At 42.3% G+C, this 15,857-nt stretch carries 15 protein-coding genes, 1 pseudogene and 1 riboswitch; of the genes and pseudogenes, 3 read left to right on the top strand and 13 right to left on the bottom strand.

The features are described 5' to 3' along the window. Window positions 1-39 precede the first annotated feature (39 nt). From fabD to FJN11_RS01615, 6 genes and pseudogenes are all read right to left on the bottom strand, one after another. Window positions 40-963 (bottom strand): ACP S-malonyltransferase, encoded by a 924-nt coding sequence (gene fabD / locus FJN11_RS01640; RefSeq protein ID WP_140223903.1) that lies wholly within the window; start codon window positions 961-963, stop codon window positions 40-42. After that, entirely contained in the window at window positions 956-1,930 is a 975-nt protein-coding gene (gene fabK / locus FJN11_RS01635) for an enoyl-[acyl-carrier-protein] reductase FabK (RefSeq protein ID WP_140223902.1), read from the bottom strand. The genes fabD and fabK overlap by 8 nt, the downstream gene beginning before the upstream one ends. A 116-nt stretch (window positions 1,931-2,046) precedes the next feature. Next, window positions 2,047-2,271: an acyl carrier protein gene (locus FJN11_RS01630; RefSeq protein WP_140223901.1), complete on the bottom strand. Its 225-nt coding sequence runs from the start codon at window positions 2,269-2,271 to the stop codon at window positions 2,047-2,049. Between the two features lie 59 nt (window positions 2,272-2,330). After that, on the bottom strand, window positions 2,331-3,305 hold the full coding sequence (locus FJN11_RS01625) for a beta-ketoacyl-ACP synthase III (RefSeq protein WP_140223900.1): 975 nt from the start codon (window positions 3,303-3,305) through the stop codon (window positions 2,331-2,333). Next, window positions 3,305-3,738: pseudogene (fabT, locus tag FJN11_RS01620) on the bottom strand (fatty acid biosynthesis transcriptional regulator FabT). Before fabT ends, FJN11_RS01625 begins: the two are co-directional and overlap by 1 nt. A 93-nt stretch (window positions 3,739-3,831) precedes the next feature. Further along, the gene (locus FJN11_RS01615) at window positions 3,832-4,617 is read right to left on the bottom strand and encodes an enoyl-CoA hydratase (protein WP_049492986.1); all 786 of its coding nucleotides are present in this window, start codon (window positions 4,615-4,617) and stop codon (window positions 3,832-3,834) included. A gap of 209 nt (window positions 4,618-4,826) precedes the next feature. Between FJN11_RS01615 and FJN11_RS01610 the strand changes: the two genes are divergently transcribed. From FJN11_RS01610 to serS, 3 genes are all read left to right on the top strand, one after another. Next, a complete protein-coding gene (locus FJN11_RS01610) occupies window positions 4,827-6,191 on the top strand; it encodes an aspartate kinase (protein ID WP_140223898.1) in 1,365 nt (454 codons plus the stop codon). 2 nt (window positions 6,192-6,193) lie between these two features. Continuing rightward, complete coding sequence (locus FJN11_RS01605) at window positions 6,194-6,565, top strand: DUF956 family protein (protein ID WP_000079349.1); 372 nt, start codon at window positions 6,194-6,196, stop codon at window positions 6,563-6,565. Between the two features lie 213 nt (window positions 6,566-6,778). Further along, window positions 6,779-8,053 carry a serine--tRNA ligase gene (gene serS / locus FJN11_RS01600; protein ID WP_140223897.1) on the top strand — a complete coding sequence of 425 codons (1,275 nt, stop codon included), beginning with the start codon at window positions 6,779-6,781 and terminating at the stop codon, window positions 8,051-8,053. Window positions 8,054-8,077: 24 nt separating this feature from the next. On the opposite strand, the gene FJN11_RS01595 is transcribed toward serS, so the two are convergent. From FJN11_RS01595 to zapA, 7 genes are all read right to left on the bottom strand, one after another. Further along, window positions 8,078-8,977, bottom strand: a complete 900-nt coding sequence (locus FJN11_RS01595; protein WP_140223896.1) for a TDT family transporter — start codon at window positions 8,975-8,977, stop codon at window positions 8,078-8,080. Window positions 8,978-9,084: 107 nt separating this feature from the next. Next, entirely contained in the window at window positions 9,085-10,149 is a 1,065-nt protein-coding gene (locus FJN11_RS01590) for an acyl-CoA dehydrogenase family protein (RefSeq protein WP_140223895.1), read from the bottom strand. A gap of 14 nt (window positions 10,150-10,163) precedes the next feature. After that, window positions 10,164-10,712 carry a carboxymuconolactone decarboxylase family protein gene (locus FJN11_RS01585; protein ID WP_000206767.1) on the bottom strand — a complete coding sequence of 183 codons (549 nt, stop codon included), beginning with the start codon at window positions 10,710-10,712 and terminating at the stop codon, window positions 10,164-10,166. Between the two features lie 131 nt (window positions 10,713-10,843). Continuing rightward, the gene (locus FJN11_RS01580) at window positions 10,844-12,166 is read right to left on the bottom strand and encodes an alanine/glycine:cation symporter family protein (protein WP_140223894.1); all 1,323 of its coding nucleotides are present in this window, start codon (window positions 12,164-12,166) and stop codon (window positions 10,844-10,846) included. 90 nt (window positions 12,167-12,256) lie between these two features. Continuing rightward, window positions 12,257-12,345, bottom strand: a riboswitch (glycine riboswitch). Window positions 12,346-12,508: 163 nt separating this feature from the next. Then, window positions 12,509-14,845: an endonuclease MutS2 gene (locus tag FJN11_RS01575; RefSeq protein ID WP_140223893.1), complete on the bottom strand. Its 2,337-nt coding sequence runs from the start codon at window positions 14,843-14,845 to the stop codon at window positions 12,509-12,511. 103 nt (window positions 14,846-14,948) lie between these two features. Beyond that, on the bottom strand, window positions 14,949-15,497 hold the full coding sequence (locus tag FJN11_RS01570) for a CvpA family protein (RefSeq protein ID WP_140223892.1): 549 nt from the start codon (window positions 15,495-15,497) through the stop codon (window positions 14,949-14,951). After that, entirely contained in the window at window positions 15,494-15,796 is a 303-nt protein-coding gene (gene zapA / locus FJN11_RS01565) for a cell division protein ZapA (protein WP_000002019.1), read from the bottom strand. The genes FJN11_RS01570 and zapA overlap by 4 nt, the downstream gene beginning before the upstream one ends. Between the last annotated feature and the right edge of the window lie 61 nt (window positions 15,797-15,857).

Raw genomic sequence — 15,857 nt, 5'->3', positions numbered from 1 at the left:
CTTTTCTCCTGTTTCCTCTTGTATTTATGGGAGAAGGGATTACTTGTTTTCTAGCAAAGTTTCCAAACTAGCCCGATCTTCAACATTGGCTAGTTTAGCTGTCTTATCAATTTTTTTCACAAAGCCTGACAAGACTTTCCCCGGACCAATCTCGATAAAGTTGGTTACGCCTGCTTCTTGCATAACCGCAATGCTTTCATAGAAACGAACTGCTTCCTTGACCTGACGCGTCAAGAGTTGAGCGATGTCATCTTTTTTCATGACAGCAGCTTCTGTATTGCCGACTAGGGGACAAGTAAAATCTGAAAAACTTACCTGAGCTAGAGTTTCAGCTAGTTTCTGGCTAGCAGGCTCAAGGAGAGCGGTATGAAAAGGTCCTGAGACTTTGAGAGGAATCAAGCGTTTGGCACCTGCTTCCTGCAAAAGTTCAACAGCTCGATCAACTGCCACCACTTCTCCGCCAATCACGATTTGTGCAGGTGTATTATAGTTGGCTGGAGTAACCACTCCAAGTTCAGAAGCTTTTTGACAGGCTTCCTTAATGACCTCTACTGGCATGTTGAGAACTGCTACCATCTTGCCAGAGCCAGCAGGAGCTGCTTCTTCCATATAGGCTCCACGCTTAGCAACCAAAGCAACCGCATCTTCAAAATCCAAGGCACCGCTAGCTACCAAGGCAGAGTATTCTCCAAGAGACAAACCAGCAACCATATCAGGCTGATAGCCCTTTTCTTGCAATAAATGGTAGATAGCAACTGAAGTCGCTAAAATAGCTGGTTGCGTATAGCGAGTCTGATTGAGTTTTTCTTCTTCTGTATCAATAAGATGACGCAAATCATAACCGAGCACCTGACTTGCTTGATCAATCGTTTCTTTGACAATAGAGTAGTGATCATAGAGATCCCGTCCCATACCTAGATACTGGGCACCTTGACCAGCAAATAAAAAGGCTGTTTTAGTCATTTCTTACAACTCCTGCCCAACGAGAGGCTTCTTCTTGAATTTTCTTAGCTGCTCCGTAATACAAATCTTTTAGGATTTCTTCAACGGTCTCTTCTTTGGAAACAAGGCCTGCGATTTGACCTGCCATAACAGAACCACCATCCACATCTCCGTGAACAACAGCTTTGGCTAGAGCACCTGCTCCCATTTGTTCAAAAATTTCCAAATCTGGATTGTCTTGTTTAAAGGCATCTTTTTCAGCTTGTTCAAAATCACGAGTCAACTGATTTTTAATCGCACGCACAGCATGTCCAAAGTGTTGAGCTGAAATCGTAGTATCAATATCTCTAGCTTTTAAAATTTTCGCCTTATAATTTGGATGGGCATTAGACTCTTTTGCAACGACAAAGCGAGTTCCAACCTGAATAGCCTCTGCACCTAGCATAAAGCCTGCAGCAGCACCTTCACCATCCGCAATCCCTCCTGCAGCAATAACAGGAATAGATACAGCAGCAGCTACCTGGCGCACCAAGGTCATGGTAGTTAATTTACCGATATGCCCCCCAGCCTCCATTCCTTCTGCAATAACAGCGTCCGCACCGATTTTTTCCATACGTTTAGCTAGGGCAACACTTGGTACAACAGGAATAACCGTAATACCAGCTTCATGGAAACGTTCCATGTATTTGCTTGGATTTCCTGCGCCTGTTGTAACTACCTTAACCCCTTCCTCGATAACGAGGTCTACAATATCTTCCACAAAGGGAGACAAGAGCATGATGTTGACACCAAAGGGTTTATCCGTCAATGATTTGATTTTATCAATATTTGCCTTGACAACTTCTTTAGGAGCATTCCCCCCACCGATAATCCCTAGTCCTCCAGCCTTGGAAACAGCTCCTGCCAAATCACCATCAGTAACCCAGGCCATTCCTCCTTGGAAAATAGGATAATCAATGTTCAATAATTCTGTAATACGCGTTTTCATAGTGCCTCCATCGTTTCTTGCTTACGTAATAGTTCGATACTACCATAATTTGACAATCAAACTATTGCCTAAACAAGAGGGAGCGGGTTCCCCTACTCCTTCTATCTATATTCTGTTTATTTTGTTTGCTCTTCAACGTAGGCAACCAAGTCACCAACTGTTTTCAGGTCATCTTCTGCTTCGATTTGGATATCAAAAGCATCTTCGATTTCTGAGATTACTTGGAACAAGTCCAATGAATCTGCGTCCAAATCATCAAAAGTTGATTCAAGTGTTACTTCTGATGCGTCTTTTCCAAGTTCTACAACGATAATTTCTTGTACTCTTTCAAATACTGCCATGATAGGACTCCTTTAAAATAAATAGTTTTTTTATAACAATGTGTTCACCACATGATTACCTAAATTGTAAGAATGAGCGTGCCCCATGTCAAACCTCCACCGAAGCCTGATAGTAGAACAGTCTGGCTACCATCTAAAGGGATGAGACCTTGTTCTACACACTCTGAAAGTAAAATCGGGATACTGGCTGCACTGGTGTTGCCATATTCCATCATATTGGCTGGAAGTTTATCTCGGTTAACACCGATTTTTCTAGCCATTTTATCCAAAATACGGTCATTAGCCTGATGAAGTAGTAGATAATCCAAGTCTGTCGCCTCTATAGGAGATTCATCAATAGTCTGTTTGATAGACTTGGCTACATCCCGAATGGCAAAATCAAAGACTGCGCGCCCATCCATCTTCAAAAATGAATCTGCATTTTCTTGATCTGAAAATGGAGAATGCAAGCCTGAATGTCCATAAGTTAGACACTCGCTACGACTCCCATCACTATTGAGACTCTCAGCCAAGAAATGCTCTTGCTCGCTAGCTTCTAACAAGACACCACCAGCACCATCTCCAAACAAAACAGCTGTTGATCGGTCTGACCAATCAACTGCTTTAGAGAGGGTCTCACTACCAATCACCAAGCCTTTTTGAAAGCGACCAGAAGCGATAAACTTTTCAGCAGTTGAAAGAGCAAATACAAATCCACTGCAAGCTGCTGTTAGGTCAAAAGCAAAGGCCTTATTAGCACGAATATTAGCTTGAACACGAGCAGCTGTAGAGGGCATCATCGAATCTGGAGTAATGGTAGCTAGGATGATAAAATCCAGTTCCTCCCCTGTGATTCCAGCTTTTGTCATCAGTTTCTTAGCAACCTCTGTAGCCAGATCACTAGTAGATTCTGTTCTTGAGATATGTCTTTGATGTATTCCCGTCCGACTTGAAATCCACTCATCATTGGTATCCATAATCTGAGCCAAATCATGATTTGTAACCACTTGCTCTGGCACATAATGAGCAACCTGGCTTATTTTTGCAAAAGCCATTATCTCAAATCCTCCAAAAATTGATAAAGATTAGTCAAACCTTTGCTCATAACCTCCATTTCTTGCTTACTCATACCATCGATGATTTTTCAACCATGGCCTTGTGGAAGCGTTTATGTAGCCTATGAACCAAGCGACCTTTCTTTGTCAAATGCAGATGCACCACACGTCGATCATGTTCTGAACGAATGCGTTCAATGTAACCCTTACGTTCGAGATTATTCAAACTAGTCGTAACTGTCCCAAGAGTCACCATCAACTCTTTTGACACTTGACTTGGTGTCACATCTGGAACTTTTCCAATCACATCAATCGTATGCATTTCTTTGATGGAGATATCCTTGAAACGACTACCCCTCAAGCTAACTTCCTCAATAACGAGGACATTGTTAAATATAGACGTTAAATATTCATTAATTCGTTGGTAGTCCAATCTTTCCTTCCCTCCTTTTCAAAAAAACTTTTAGAATCAAAACATTTGACAAAAGAATTATATCAAAGTTCAAAGAATGGTGCAAGTATTTTTTTATTTTCCTGTAAATTTAGGTCGTCTTCTTTCCGAATGAGCCCGAACTCCCTCTTTGAAATCCTCTGTTTTCGCTAGTGATTCCTGTAGGTTCAGTTCTAAAGTAGCATAATCTTGCCAATCTTTAAATTGGCTTTCCCAAACCAACTTCTTGATGGCAGCATAGGAATTACTTGAGCCACGTCTTAATTTTTTAAGAAGCTGTTCTCTCGTCTTTTCAAGTTTATCAGCTTCAGAAACGCGGTAAACCAGGCCCCACTCTAGAGCTTTTTCTGCGGTCAAAGCCTCACCTGTCATAGCTAGTTGAGCAGCACGTGTCACACCAATACTGCGACTCAAGAGATGAATTCCTCCTGCATCTGGAGCCAAGCCAACTCCAACAAAGGCTTGGATAAATTTAGCCTTATCCGTAGCAATGCAGAAATCTGCCGCAACAGCCATATTTGCTGCGGCGCCTGCAACAGCCCCGTCAACTTCCATCAAGACAGGTTTAGAAATTTGCTTGATTTTATAAGAAATAGTATTGACCAATTCTGCGATTTTCGTCAATGATGGAATATCATCCTCATCCACTGCCCGCTTCATCTCTACTAAATCTCCCCCAACTGAAAAAACTTTGCCATTCGCATTGATCAAGACAAAATGCACAGCCGGATCCTCTTCTGCCAAAATCAGAGCTTCTAAAATCTCCTCACACATGGGGATATGAAAACCATTCGCGACCTCAGGACGATTCAAGGTAAGGATTGCCAAGTCCTCTTCAAGCTGATAAATAATGTGTTCCATCAGGACTCCTTTTTATTTTATAAGCGATTTAAATTATTTTATTTTCAAAGTATATCTTTTTTAGGAATAGAAAGCAAGAAAAAATCGACTGAAAGTGTCTCAGCCGATTAGAAAGGCTCGCTTTATACCAGAACGCATTTTATTTTCTTCATTGAAAAAAGCCTTTCTTTCTGCTATAATCGTATAAAATACTTACTTTAGGAGTTCTTATGAAAGTTGTTAAATTTGGAGGTAGCTCTCTTGCCTCAGCTAGTCAATTAGAAAAAGTTTTAAACATCGTCAAAAGCGATTCAGAGCGTCGTTTTGTAGTCGTTTCTGCGCCTGGTAAACGCAATGCAGAGGATACTAAGGTTACGGATGCCTTAATTAAATACTATCGCGATTATGTCGCTGGTAACGATATTAGTAAGAGTCAGAATTGGATTATCGACCGCTATGCTGCTATGGTGAGTGAATTAGGACTGAAACCAGCCGTTCTAGAAAAAATCTCTAAAAGTATTCGCGCCTTAGCCACTCTTCCTATTGATGAAAATGAATTTCTCTACGATACTTTCCTAGCAGCTGGTGAAAATAACAATGCTAAATTGATTGCTGCCTACTTTAATCAAAACGGGATCGATGCACGCTATGTGCACCCTAGAGAAGCTGGTATTGTGGTTACAAGTGAACCTGGTCACGCTCGCATCATTCCATCAAGTTATGACAAGATTGAAGAATTGACAAACGCCAATGAAGTCCTTGTCATTCCTGGTTTCTTTGGAGTTACCAAGGAAAATCAAATCTGTACCTTCTCACGTGGAGGATCAGACATTACAGGTTCTATCATTGCTGCCGGTGTTAAGGCAGACCTCTATGAAAACTTTACAGACGTTGATGGTATCTTTGCAGCCCACCCTGGTATTATTCACCAACCACACTCAATCCCTGAGTTGACCTATCGTGAAATGCGTGAGTTAGCCTATGCAGGATTCTCAGTCCTTCATGACGAAGCCCTTCTTCCTGCCTACCGAGGAAAAATTCCTCTGGTTATCAAGAATACCAACAATCCTGATCACCCAGGTACTCGTATCGTTCTAAAACATAGTAGTGATGAATTTCCAGTTGTGGGAATTGCTGGTGACTCAGGCTTTGTCAGCATCAATATGTCGAAATACCTCATGAACCGCGAGGTCGGATTTGGTCGCAAGGTTCTGCAAATCCTTGAAGACCTTAACATCGGTTGGGAGCATATGCCTACAGGTATCGACGATCTTTCAATCATTCTCCGTTCTCGTGAACTAACTCCTATCAAGGAAGAAGAAATCCTTCGTCAGTTGGTTCAAAAGGCTGAAGTAGACCATGCAGAAATTGAACACGACCTTTCTATCATTATGATTGTTGGAGAAAAAATGAAGAGTCATATCGGAGTAACTGCTACTGCAACACGTGCTCTATCTGAAAACAATATCAACATCCAGATGATGTCTCAAGGTTCTAGTGAAGTGTCTATCATGTTTGTTGTCAATAAAGACCAAGAGAAAGCAGCAATCAAAGCCCTCTACAATGCCTTTTTCGGTGAAAGTAAGGAAGACTAATCATGGCCCAATCTCTTAATAAAACAGTGCTCCTCAATACCACAGGTACTTCCTACCTCTCTATAGCTGGGAAGGTTGGGAAATTCCTTGTCGGTGATCAGGCTTTGGAATTTTACCCAGATGTCAATGTCGAACAATTTATCCAGATTCCTTGGAGCCATATCAACCAGATTGGAGCCAATGTCACTGGTCGCAAAATCAGCCGCCACTTCGAAGTCTTCACAGACAGAGGAAAATTCCTCTTTGCATCAAAAGATTCAGGTGCCATTCTCAAAATTGCACGAGAAAAATTGGGCAATGACAAGGTCGTCAAGCTTCCTACCCTGATTCAGACCATTGGTCAAAAATTTAAAAATCTATTTGCAAAAAAGTAGAAACTTTAGTATAATCATAGCAACGGATAAGTAGGTTATCTTCTTCTTTCAGAAAGTCTGCGGGTGCTGCGAGCAGATAGGAGAGATAGGTGAAATTCTACCGTTAGTAACAATTACATATACAATCAAGTGCACACCTGTGAAGTTGGATGGAACCGTGGCCCTGCCACTCCAACGCTTTGTCAGGTGTGCTTTTTTCATAAAGGAGTTCTTATGTTAGATATCAAACGCATTCGTACAGACTTTGATGCTGTCGCAGAAAAATTGGCTACACGTGGTGTAGATGCTGCTGTCTTGAACGAGATGAAAGAAATCGATGCTAAACGTCGTGACATCTTGGTTAAGGTTGAAACTTTAAAAGCAGAACGCAACACAGTTTCAGCTGAGATTGCCCAAGCTAAACGCAACAAGGAAAATGCAGATGACAAGATTGCTGCTATGCAAACCCTATCTGCTGAAGTAAAATCCTTGGATGCTGAATTGGCAGAAATCGATGCTAAATTGACAGAATTTACCACTACTCTTCCAAATATCCCAGCTGACAGCGTTCCTGTTGGTGCTGACGAAGATGACAATGTGGAAGTTCGCCGTTGGGGGACACCACGCGAGTTTGATTTCGAGCCAAAAGCTCACTGGGATCTTGGTGAAGACCTTGGTATCCTTGACTGGGAACGCGGTGGTAAGGTAACAGGCGCTCGCTTCCTCTTCTATAAAGGCCTCGGTGCTCGTTTGGAACGTGCTATCTACAACTTTATGTTGGATGAGCATGGCAAGGAAGGCTATACTGAAGTCATCACGCCTTACATGGTTAACCATGATTCTATGTTTGGTACTGGTCAATATCCAAAATTCAAGGAAGATACTTTTGAATTGAGTGACAGCAATTATGTCCTTATTCCTACAGCTGAAGTTCCTCTGACAAACTACTACCGTGATGAAATCCTTGACGGCAAAGACCTGCCAATCTACTTCACTGCTATGAGCCCATCATTCCGTTCTGAGGCTGGTTCAGCTGGGCGTGATACTCGTGGCTTGATTCGTTTGCACCAATTCCACAAGGTTGAAATGGTCAAATTTGCCAAACCAGAAGAATCTTATGAAGAATTGGAAAAAATGACAGCCAACGCTGAAAATATTCTTCAAAAACTCAACCTTCCATACCGTGTCGTTGCGCTTTCTACTGGAGATATGGGATTCTCAGCTGCTAAAACTTACGACTTGGAAGTTTGGATTCCAGCACAAAATACCTACCGTGAAATCTCAAGCTGTTCAAATACAGAAGATTTCCAAGCCCGTCGTGCCCAAATCCGTTACCGTGATGAAGCAGATGGCAAGGTTAAACTCCTTCATACCTTGAACGGTTCTGGACTTGCAGTTGGACGTACAGTAGCTGCTATTCTTGAAAACTACCAAAATGCAGATGGTTCTGTGACCATCCCAGAAGCACTTCGTCCATACATGGGTGGAGCTGAAGTTATCAAACTATAAAAAATAAGGTTTAGCTATTTCTAGCTAGACCTTTTTTCGTAACCAAATCAGATAAGTGCCTAATACAAAGAATAAAATAGTTAGGCAAATAATAGTTTCAGCCAGTACCAGATAATCCAGAAATGGAAGTTTCAAAATTCCCTGAGCCATCTTAAGCGAAGTAGCTGTGATAATGGTCGGGAAGGTGAGAGCTGAAAAGGCTGGTTGGAAACCTTGTTTTAAAATATTAGGCAGGCGAGTCAAAACAAAGAAAAAGAAGGATTGGGAAGATAAAATCATAACTATTAAGACCCAAGTTGGTAGGCTGGCTCCTCCAACTCGGACTAGAGAAGCCAAGAGTAGAGAAAAAGGAGCACAGTAGATCCCTTCTTGTCCAAGCATGGCTTGTGGGAGTGGATGTTTCTTTAAATCGCTATAAATAAGCGGGTAGAGATAGAAGGTCAAGAGAAATCCAAAACTCAAGGTCGCATAGGCAATTTCAATGATACCTACAAGAGGATAGGTCAAGGCTGCTACTGCTATCCCCACATAGAGAACCGTCCAGCTTGGAGTGGCATGAACCCTCCGCCCCGGATAGGCAAATTTGATAGTGAAACCAGCAATCAGGGCTACATCCAAGAGAAATGAAAACCACCAGAGCCCTTGAGCAACCAAAGGGAAATGAGGAAAGACTCTAAAGACATAAGTCGATAAAATCATCCCAGCCATGGGAAAGGTGGCCATTCCTGACAAAAGAGGGGGCTTGGTCAACTCTTGCTTGGTTTCTTTCCAATTAAAAAGATGCAGAAGCAAAAAGTAAATCCACAAAATCAAACCTGCTAGACTCAACAGATGGGACAGAACCGGCAACGTATCTAAAATAAGATTTCCAGCTCCTGCCAAACCTAGCAAACAACCAGAAAATACCAAGGGGAGTTTTTTCATCCTAACCTCCAATAATCATGTTAGTTTCAGTATAGCATAAAAGCGCTTAAATGAGGGGATAAAAAACGAAGTTGAAAATTCAAGCTTCGTTTTTATTCCACTATTTTTTAACTAGTTGCTAAGATATGACGCAACTGAACAGCACTTGGAGAAACAATTGGAAGAAAGGCTCCTTCATTCCAACGACGAATAAATCCAGATGTTGATTTACTAAAGTAGCCTCTACCTCCACCTGCTTGTAACTCTAATAGAAGACTCTGAGCAACAACATCCACAATGTCTATTCTTAACTGAAAGAGTTCACGCGGATTGGCAACAAAATAAGACCTGTCAGACAAACCTCGATAAAGCTCTCGACGAATAGCATCTAACTGTTCTACCTGATGCTTCCACTCATCTGTCAATACACTGCGTTTCCCCAATTCTTTTTCTACTTCTGATAGAGAACGTTCAGCTAAACCAAAAGCTAGACCAAATTGGTAGCCTAAAAAAACTGGACGATTTTGTGCCAAAAATTGGTGAGCATCTTTTGATAAAATCCATTCCTCTTTCAAAAGGACCTTATTAAAAGTCAGAGCAGCCGTGTTTCCTCCTTGAAGAGAAACAAATTCTAAGTCTTCAGAACGACTAAAATTCTCTGCATCTGATGGTACAGCCACCACATAACTTGTACTTGGATCATCTGTAAAACCTGCCACAAAAATAGTTAAAAATCGATTTCTTCGAGCATTAGTTACCCATGGCAGTCTTCCTTTTAGATACAATTGTCCATTTTCTTCAAGAACGCGAACATTCAGTTCCTCTAGGTCAGATAGATATTTGACAGCATTGGACAAGGCAGTAGCACCTGCATATTCTCCAGACAAGAGTTTTTCCAGATAGGTTTCCTTAAAATAGGAGTTATCTGTATGGAGAATATTATCAATTAAAGTGCGTTGTCCCCATGAAATAAAAGAGGCTGTTAAAGAATGTTGTGCGAGCTCTGCAAGGATATCAATAACATCTTGATCACTTCCTCCTGAACCTCCAAGAGATGCAGGAATCCCCACACGAAAGGCTCCCTCTGCTGCAATTTTCTCAATCAACCGTTCTCCAGCTTGACAAGACTGCTTGTCGATTTCATCAGCATGCTGGTCTAACCAGCTCAAAAATTCTTCTGAAAAAAATCCCATAGCCTTTCCTCCTTCTAGGCATAAGGTTGCAATTCTGGGTTAATTGGGGTATTAGCTAGATTATTGGCATAGTTACAGAGGCTTGCTAGGCTGACACCAAGAACCACATCCAAGGCATTTTGTTGGCTGTAGCCAGCTTCTAAAAACTCAGCCAAGGCTTCATCTCCTACACGACCCTTGGTATTGATAACTGCCAAGGTAAACTTAGCTAGAGTGTCCAATTTAGGATCTGTTTCAATTGGAGTACGATTGCGAAGGGCTTGCAGAAGGTCATCGTTCATCTGGATTTGTTTAATTGAAAAGGCTGTGTGACCTGCGACACAGAAGGCACAACCATTTGTCACAGCTGCCGTGATTTGCACCACTTCACGCTCAACGGGTGTCAGGCTGTTGCGACGATTGATAGCTCCGACAGTTCGGTAAGCCTCTAAAGCAGTCGGTGCATTAGCCAAGAGACCGATTAGGTTAGGAATATAGCCATTGTTATCTTTTTCTACTGTTTCAAGAACTTCTTTCACTTCTGCTGGTGCTGATTCTACTGTATGGATTGTAAATGTTGTCATCATAAAACCTCTTTTCATTTTATTGAAACCTAGTCTATCACAGATTCTATACCGTGTATAATATATATTTTAAATTGCACTGATAGAAATTTTTTATGAAAGCAAAAAATCACACGCAATGTGTGATTCCATTATTTGTCAAAATACTTTTTAGTCTCAGCAATAACGACTGGCGATAAAACTAAGAGAGCAATCAAGTTTGGTAGAGCCATTAAGGCATTCACGATATCTGCGATAATCCAAACCATATCCAACTCGATAAATCCTCCCAACAAGACCATGAGTACAAAGATCACACGGTAGAGCCAGATAAAGCGAACCCCGAAGAGGAACTCGAAACAACGTTCCCCGTAATAGTTCCAACCTAGAATCGTCGTAAAGGCAAAGAGTACAAGGAAGATGGTCAAGAGGGCAGGGCCAAAATGTGAAAAGACTGTTGAGAAGGCTGACTGAGTCAAGGCAACTCCATTCAAGTCACCACTCCAAACACCAGTTACCAAGATGGTTAAACCAGTCAAGGTACAGATAATGAGGGTATCAATAAAGGTTCCTGTCATGGAAATCAAACCTTGCTCGACTGGTTCATTTGTCTTAGCCGCAGCTGCTGCAATTGGAGCAGAACCCAGACCAGATTCGTTTGAGAAAACACCACGCGCTACACCATTTTGAATAGCCATTCGAATGCTAGCACCGGCAAAACCACCTACTGCGGCAACAGGACTAAAAGCGGATGTCAAGATTAAAGCGATTGTAGCAGGAATTTTCCCAATATTAAAGAAGATAACTGTAAGAGTCCCTAAAATATAAATGATAGCCATAAAAGGAACAACAGTAGTTGAAACCTTAGAAATGGACTTGAGGCCACCAAAGACTGCAATCGCTACAAATACAGACAACACAAGAGCTGTGATGGCTGGCGAAATAGTCGTTGTATTTTGGATAGATTCTGTAATCGAGTTGACTTGGGTGAAGGTCCCGATTCCCAGCAAAGCTACTAGCACACCTGCCAGGGCAAAGAAGATAGCAAGGGGACGCCACTTTTCTCCCATCCCTAGAAGGATATAGTGCATCGGACCTCCCGCTACTGCACCATGATCATCCTTGGTGCGGTATTTGATAGCTAGTAGTCCTTCCGCATACTTGGTAGCCATCCCAAAGAAAGCAGCCATCCACATCCAAAAGAGGGCTCCTGGGCCACCGACCTTGATAGCCGTCGCCACCCCGATAATATTTCCCGTACCAACTGTCGCTGCTAGGGCTGTACACAAGGCCGCAAAACTGGACACATCTCCATGCCCCTTGTCCTTAGTAAAAATAAGCTGGAAGGCCTTGGGCAGACGCAAAACCTGCAAGAGGCCTAGACGGGCAGTTAGGTAAATCCCTGTCCCGACTAAGAGAATCAAGAGGGGTGGGCCCCAAGCAAAAGCATCAATTGATTTAAGCAATTCTAACATTTCCTTCTCCTATCTTTTCAACCCCAAAAGAAAGAGCACATGCAAGATACATGTACTCTGGAATGCTTAGATAAATGCTAAAAAGCGGTCTATCCTAGCTCTGTCCTTTTACCTGAGAGTTTGAGCAGTTGCCTGCCTTGCCCCTTCGGTGCCTTTACGGTCTCTCCAGAGTTCCGTCCATTTACAGTCATGGAAAATCAAACGATTTCCCACTTCTATTAAACTTCATTCGGTGTTGGTATTTAATTGATTCTTATTTTACAAAAAATGTTGGCTTTTGTCAATGTGTTTATTAGTAAAACTTAATTCAACAGTTTTTACTGTATAAAGCTCGGAATACTTCTAGCCTTTAAATGTCACAATAGTCGCACCACTGCCTCCAGCATTTTGTGGGGCATAGCCGAAACTCTTGACATGTTTGTTTCTTTGTAGGTATTTGGTGACTCCTTCACGGATGACACCTGTTCCGATACCATGAATGATATCTACTTGAGCCATATTATTAAGCAAGGCTTGGTCGATAAAGGCATCTAGCTCATTCATGGCCTCTTCATAGCGCTTGCCTCGAAGGTCCAGTCTGGCTTGTGGGCCACGACCAGAAGTTCGTTTCACGACATTGACCTGTTTCTTCTTGACTTGCTTTTCTTGCTGGGCTTGAACGAGGTCAAATTCTTTTTCTTCCAAGGTCAACTTGATCAAGCCAACTTGGGCTTCCCAGCGACCATCCTTGAGTTGACTGGTCAAGGTACCTCGCTGACCATAGCTGAGCACCACAATATCATCTCCCACCTTTGGAGCTCGTTTTTTCTTAGCCTTTTGAAGAACCTTATTTTTTGACAAATCTACTTTTTCAGGAGCCAATTTTTTCAACTTGGCCTTGGCTTCAATGATTTCGTGAGGCTTGAGTTGAGATTTACTGTGGAGATTTTTAAGAATCTGGTCACTCTCACTTAGGGCCATGTCCACAATCTCAGCAGCCTGTTCACGCGCCTTGTTAAGTTCTGTTTCCTTTTCACGATTAAGCTCATTGTAGAGTTTTTTGAGAGCACGATTCATCTTGAGATTTTCTTGCTCCACCTCACGGATATTGTCCAAGCGTTTACGACTTTCCAGCGTCTGCTCTTCCAGTTGCTCAATAATCCGATTGACATCATTGTCCTGATCAACCTGCTGACTGGCATCCCCTACGATAACTTCAGATAGGCCTAGACGTTTAGCAATTTCAAAAGCATTGCTTCGACCAGGAACACCCTGCATAAAGCGATAGGTCGGGCGAAGAGTTGCAGTATCAAACTCCATGCTGGCATTTTGCACAAAGGCTGTCTCAATACCGTAGGCCTTGAGTTCTGGATAGTGGGTCGTCGCCATAGTCTTGACCTGACGCAGGCGAAGATCCTCCAGAATAGCCATGGCAAGGGCGGCTCCCTCTTGGGGATCTGTACCAGCCCCCAACTCATCCAAGAGTAAGAGTGAATGTTGGTTGACCTTGCCAAGAATATCCACAATATTGGTCATGTGGCTAGAGAAGGTAGACAAGCTCTGTTCAATAGACTGCTCATCGCCAATATCGGCAAAGATTTCTTCAAAAATACCAACACGACTTCCCTTATCTGCTAAAATCGGCAAACCAGACTGGGCCATGACCTGCGTCAATCCCAGAGTTTTAAGCATGATGGTCTTCCCACCTGTATTGGGACCTGTAATGACAATGGCTGTTAAATCTTGTCCAAAGTGGACATCATTTGCTACGGCATTTTTGACCAGAGGATGACAGACATGGAGCAGTTGAATCTCTTGATTTTCTGACAGCTGAGGTACGACTGCTTGTCTTTCTTGGATAAAGCGAACCTTGGCACGAATCAAGTCCAGATGGCCGATAATCCAAGCATCATTGGCAATCTCAGCCGCATGAGGGCGAACACGCTCAGAAATTTCTTGGAGAATACGAAGCATTTCATAGCGCTCATCTGCTCGCAAACTAGCAATTTCTTCACTCAGTTTGACCACCTCACGGGGTTCGATATAGACGGTATTTCCACTAGCAGAAATATCATGAACGACACCAGCAATCTTATTGCGGTAGGTGTTTTTGACAGGTAAAACCTGACGGCCATTTCTGCTGGCAACGATTCCTTCTGTCAACATCTGCGCTTTTTGCTTGAGCAAATCTTGCAAGACATCGCGTACCTGACTCTCGCTATCATGGATTTTTCGACGGATTCGTGCCAATTCTTCACTGGCAAAATTTTCAATAAAACCTGCATCATTAAAGGCTTGTAGATTTCCTTGTAATTGCGGAAAATCGTGTAATTTCTCAAACCATAGGGCTAATTCTTCCAAGCTGACATTTTCCAGATTAGAATAAAAACTTTGCAGTTCTCGGCTAGCAAGAAGCACGCGCTTCAAGAGTAGGAACTCCTCGATATTGAGGTCCGCTCCCATCTCCAACCGCTTGCAAACTTCTGCGATTTCTTTAGTTGCAAGAATGGTAAAATGCGGTTGCTCGACAAAGAGAGCCTGCATTTCCTTCATCTCAGCAAAAGCCTGTTTGATTTTATCTACTTTGGCAGTTGGAGCCAGCTGTCTCAATTGCTCCAAGCCCTGCTCGGTCAACAAATGGGGCTCAAACAAGGCCTTGACCTTATTGAACTCTAATGTTTCTAATATTTTCTTATTCATCTTTATTTCCTTATCTTTGAATATCTAGGTGTGGTAGCTTTTTACATTCTGATAGATTCGAGTCAAATCTGTAAACAAAGGGCTAGGAAAATTCCTGCCCTTTTTATCCGATTAAATTTGTCACCCAGATTTGTTTGAGCCAACTGGTTGTTACCGGTATGCTCTGGATGATGTGTTTTGCGACGATACTCTTTTCAAGAGGATTTTGTACAGCCGCCATGGGAATGGTCGCCAAGATTGTCAAGGCCATTTGCAAGACAAATAAGGTCACCAACATGGACAAGATCCCTGCTGAAACTTGGAACAACTTGCCACCCAATTTTTTACTAGGAATCAAGTGTAAGAGGAGACCAAGCAAACGACCGATGCTATAGACTATCCCAAATACAAGCAAGTAGCCGATTCCTGCGTAAAAGACCTTATCCAACTGAAAGAGTTGATCCGATGGGAAAAAGAAAGTTCCCTGACCTTCCTGTGGATTTGCATAAGGGAGTAGCAAATGAAATTGCTCTCCAAGTCCCTTATAAAACTGGCCAGCCACAAAAGCCGATGCCATGGCTGAAATCAGGTAATAGACCTGTAAGAGCAGGCCTCTCCGATAGCCGATATAAAATCCCCAAGCCAAGACCAATAGAAGAAGGAGTGAAATCATAAGGAATCCTCAATCTTGCTCTGTTCTTGCTTACAAGTCACAAGCTTGTGGCGCAATTCTTCTAATTCTTGCTCCTTATCATCAAATTCAATCTCACGGCTGAGCTGAGTTGACAAACAGTTGACTGCCAACAAAAGAGCGATTGTTTCATCGTCTGCACTAGGCATTTGTTCTTTAATTGCTTGGTATTTTTCTGTCGCAACCTTAGCGATTTCCTCCATAAAGAGATTATCATGCTCGCTTGTCAAGGTTAATGATTTTTTCCCGAATGTAAATTTGAATCGATTTAGATTTGCCATAAAATTCACCTCACGATATTATACCAAAATTCGCTAACTTTGTCAGTTTTTACAAATTTTA

The organism is Streptococcus symci (assembly GCF_006385165.1).
GTDB classification, from domain to species: Bacteria; Bacillota; Bacilli; order Lactobacillales; family Streptococcaceae; genus Streptococcus; species Streptococcus symci.
This window is presented reverse-complemented; position numbering and strand designations above follow the sequence as displayed.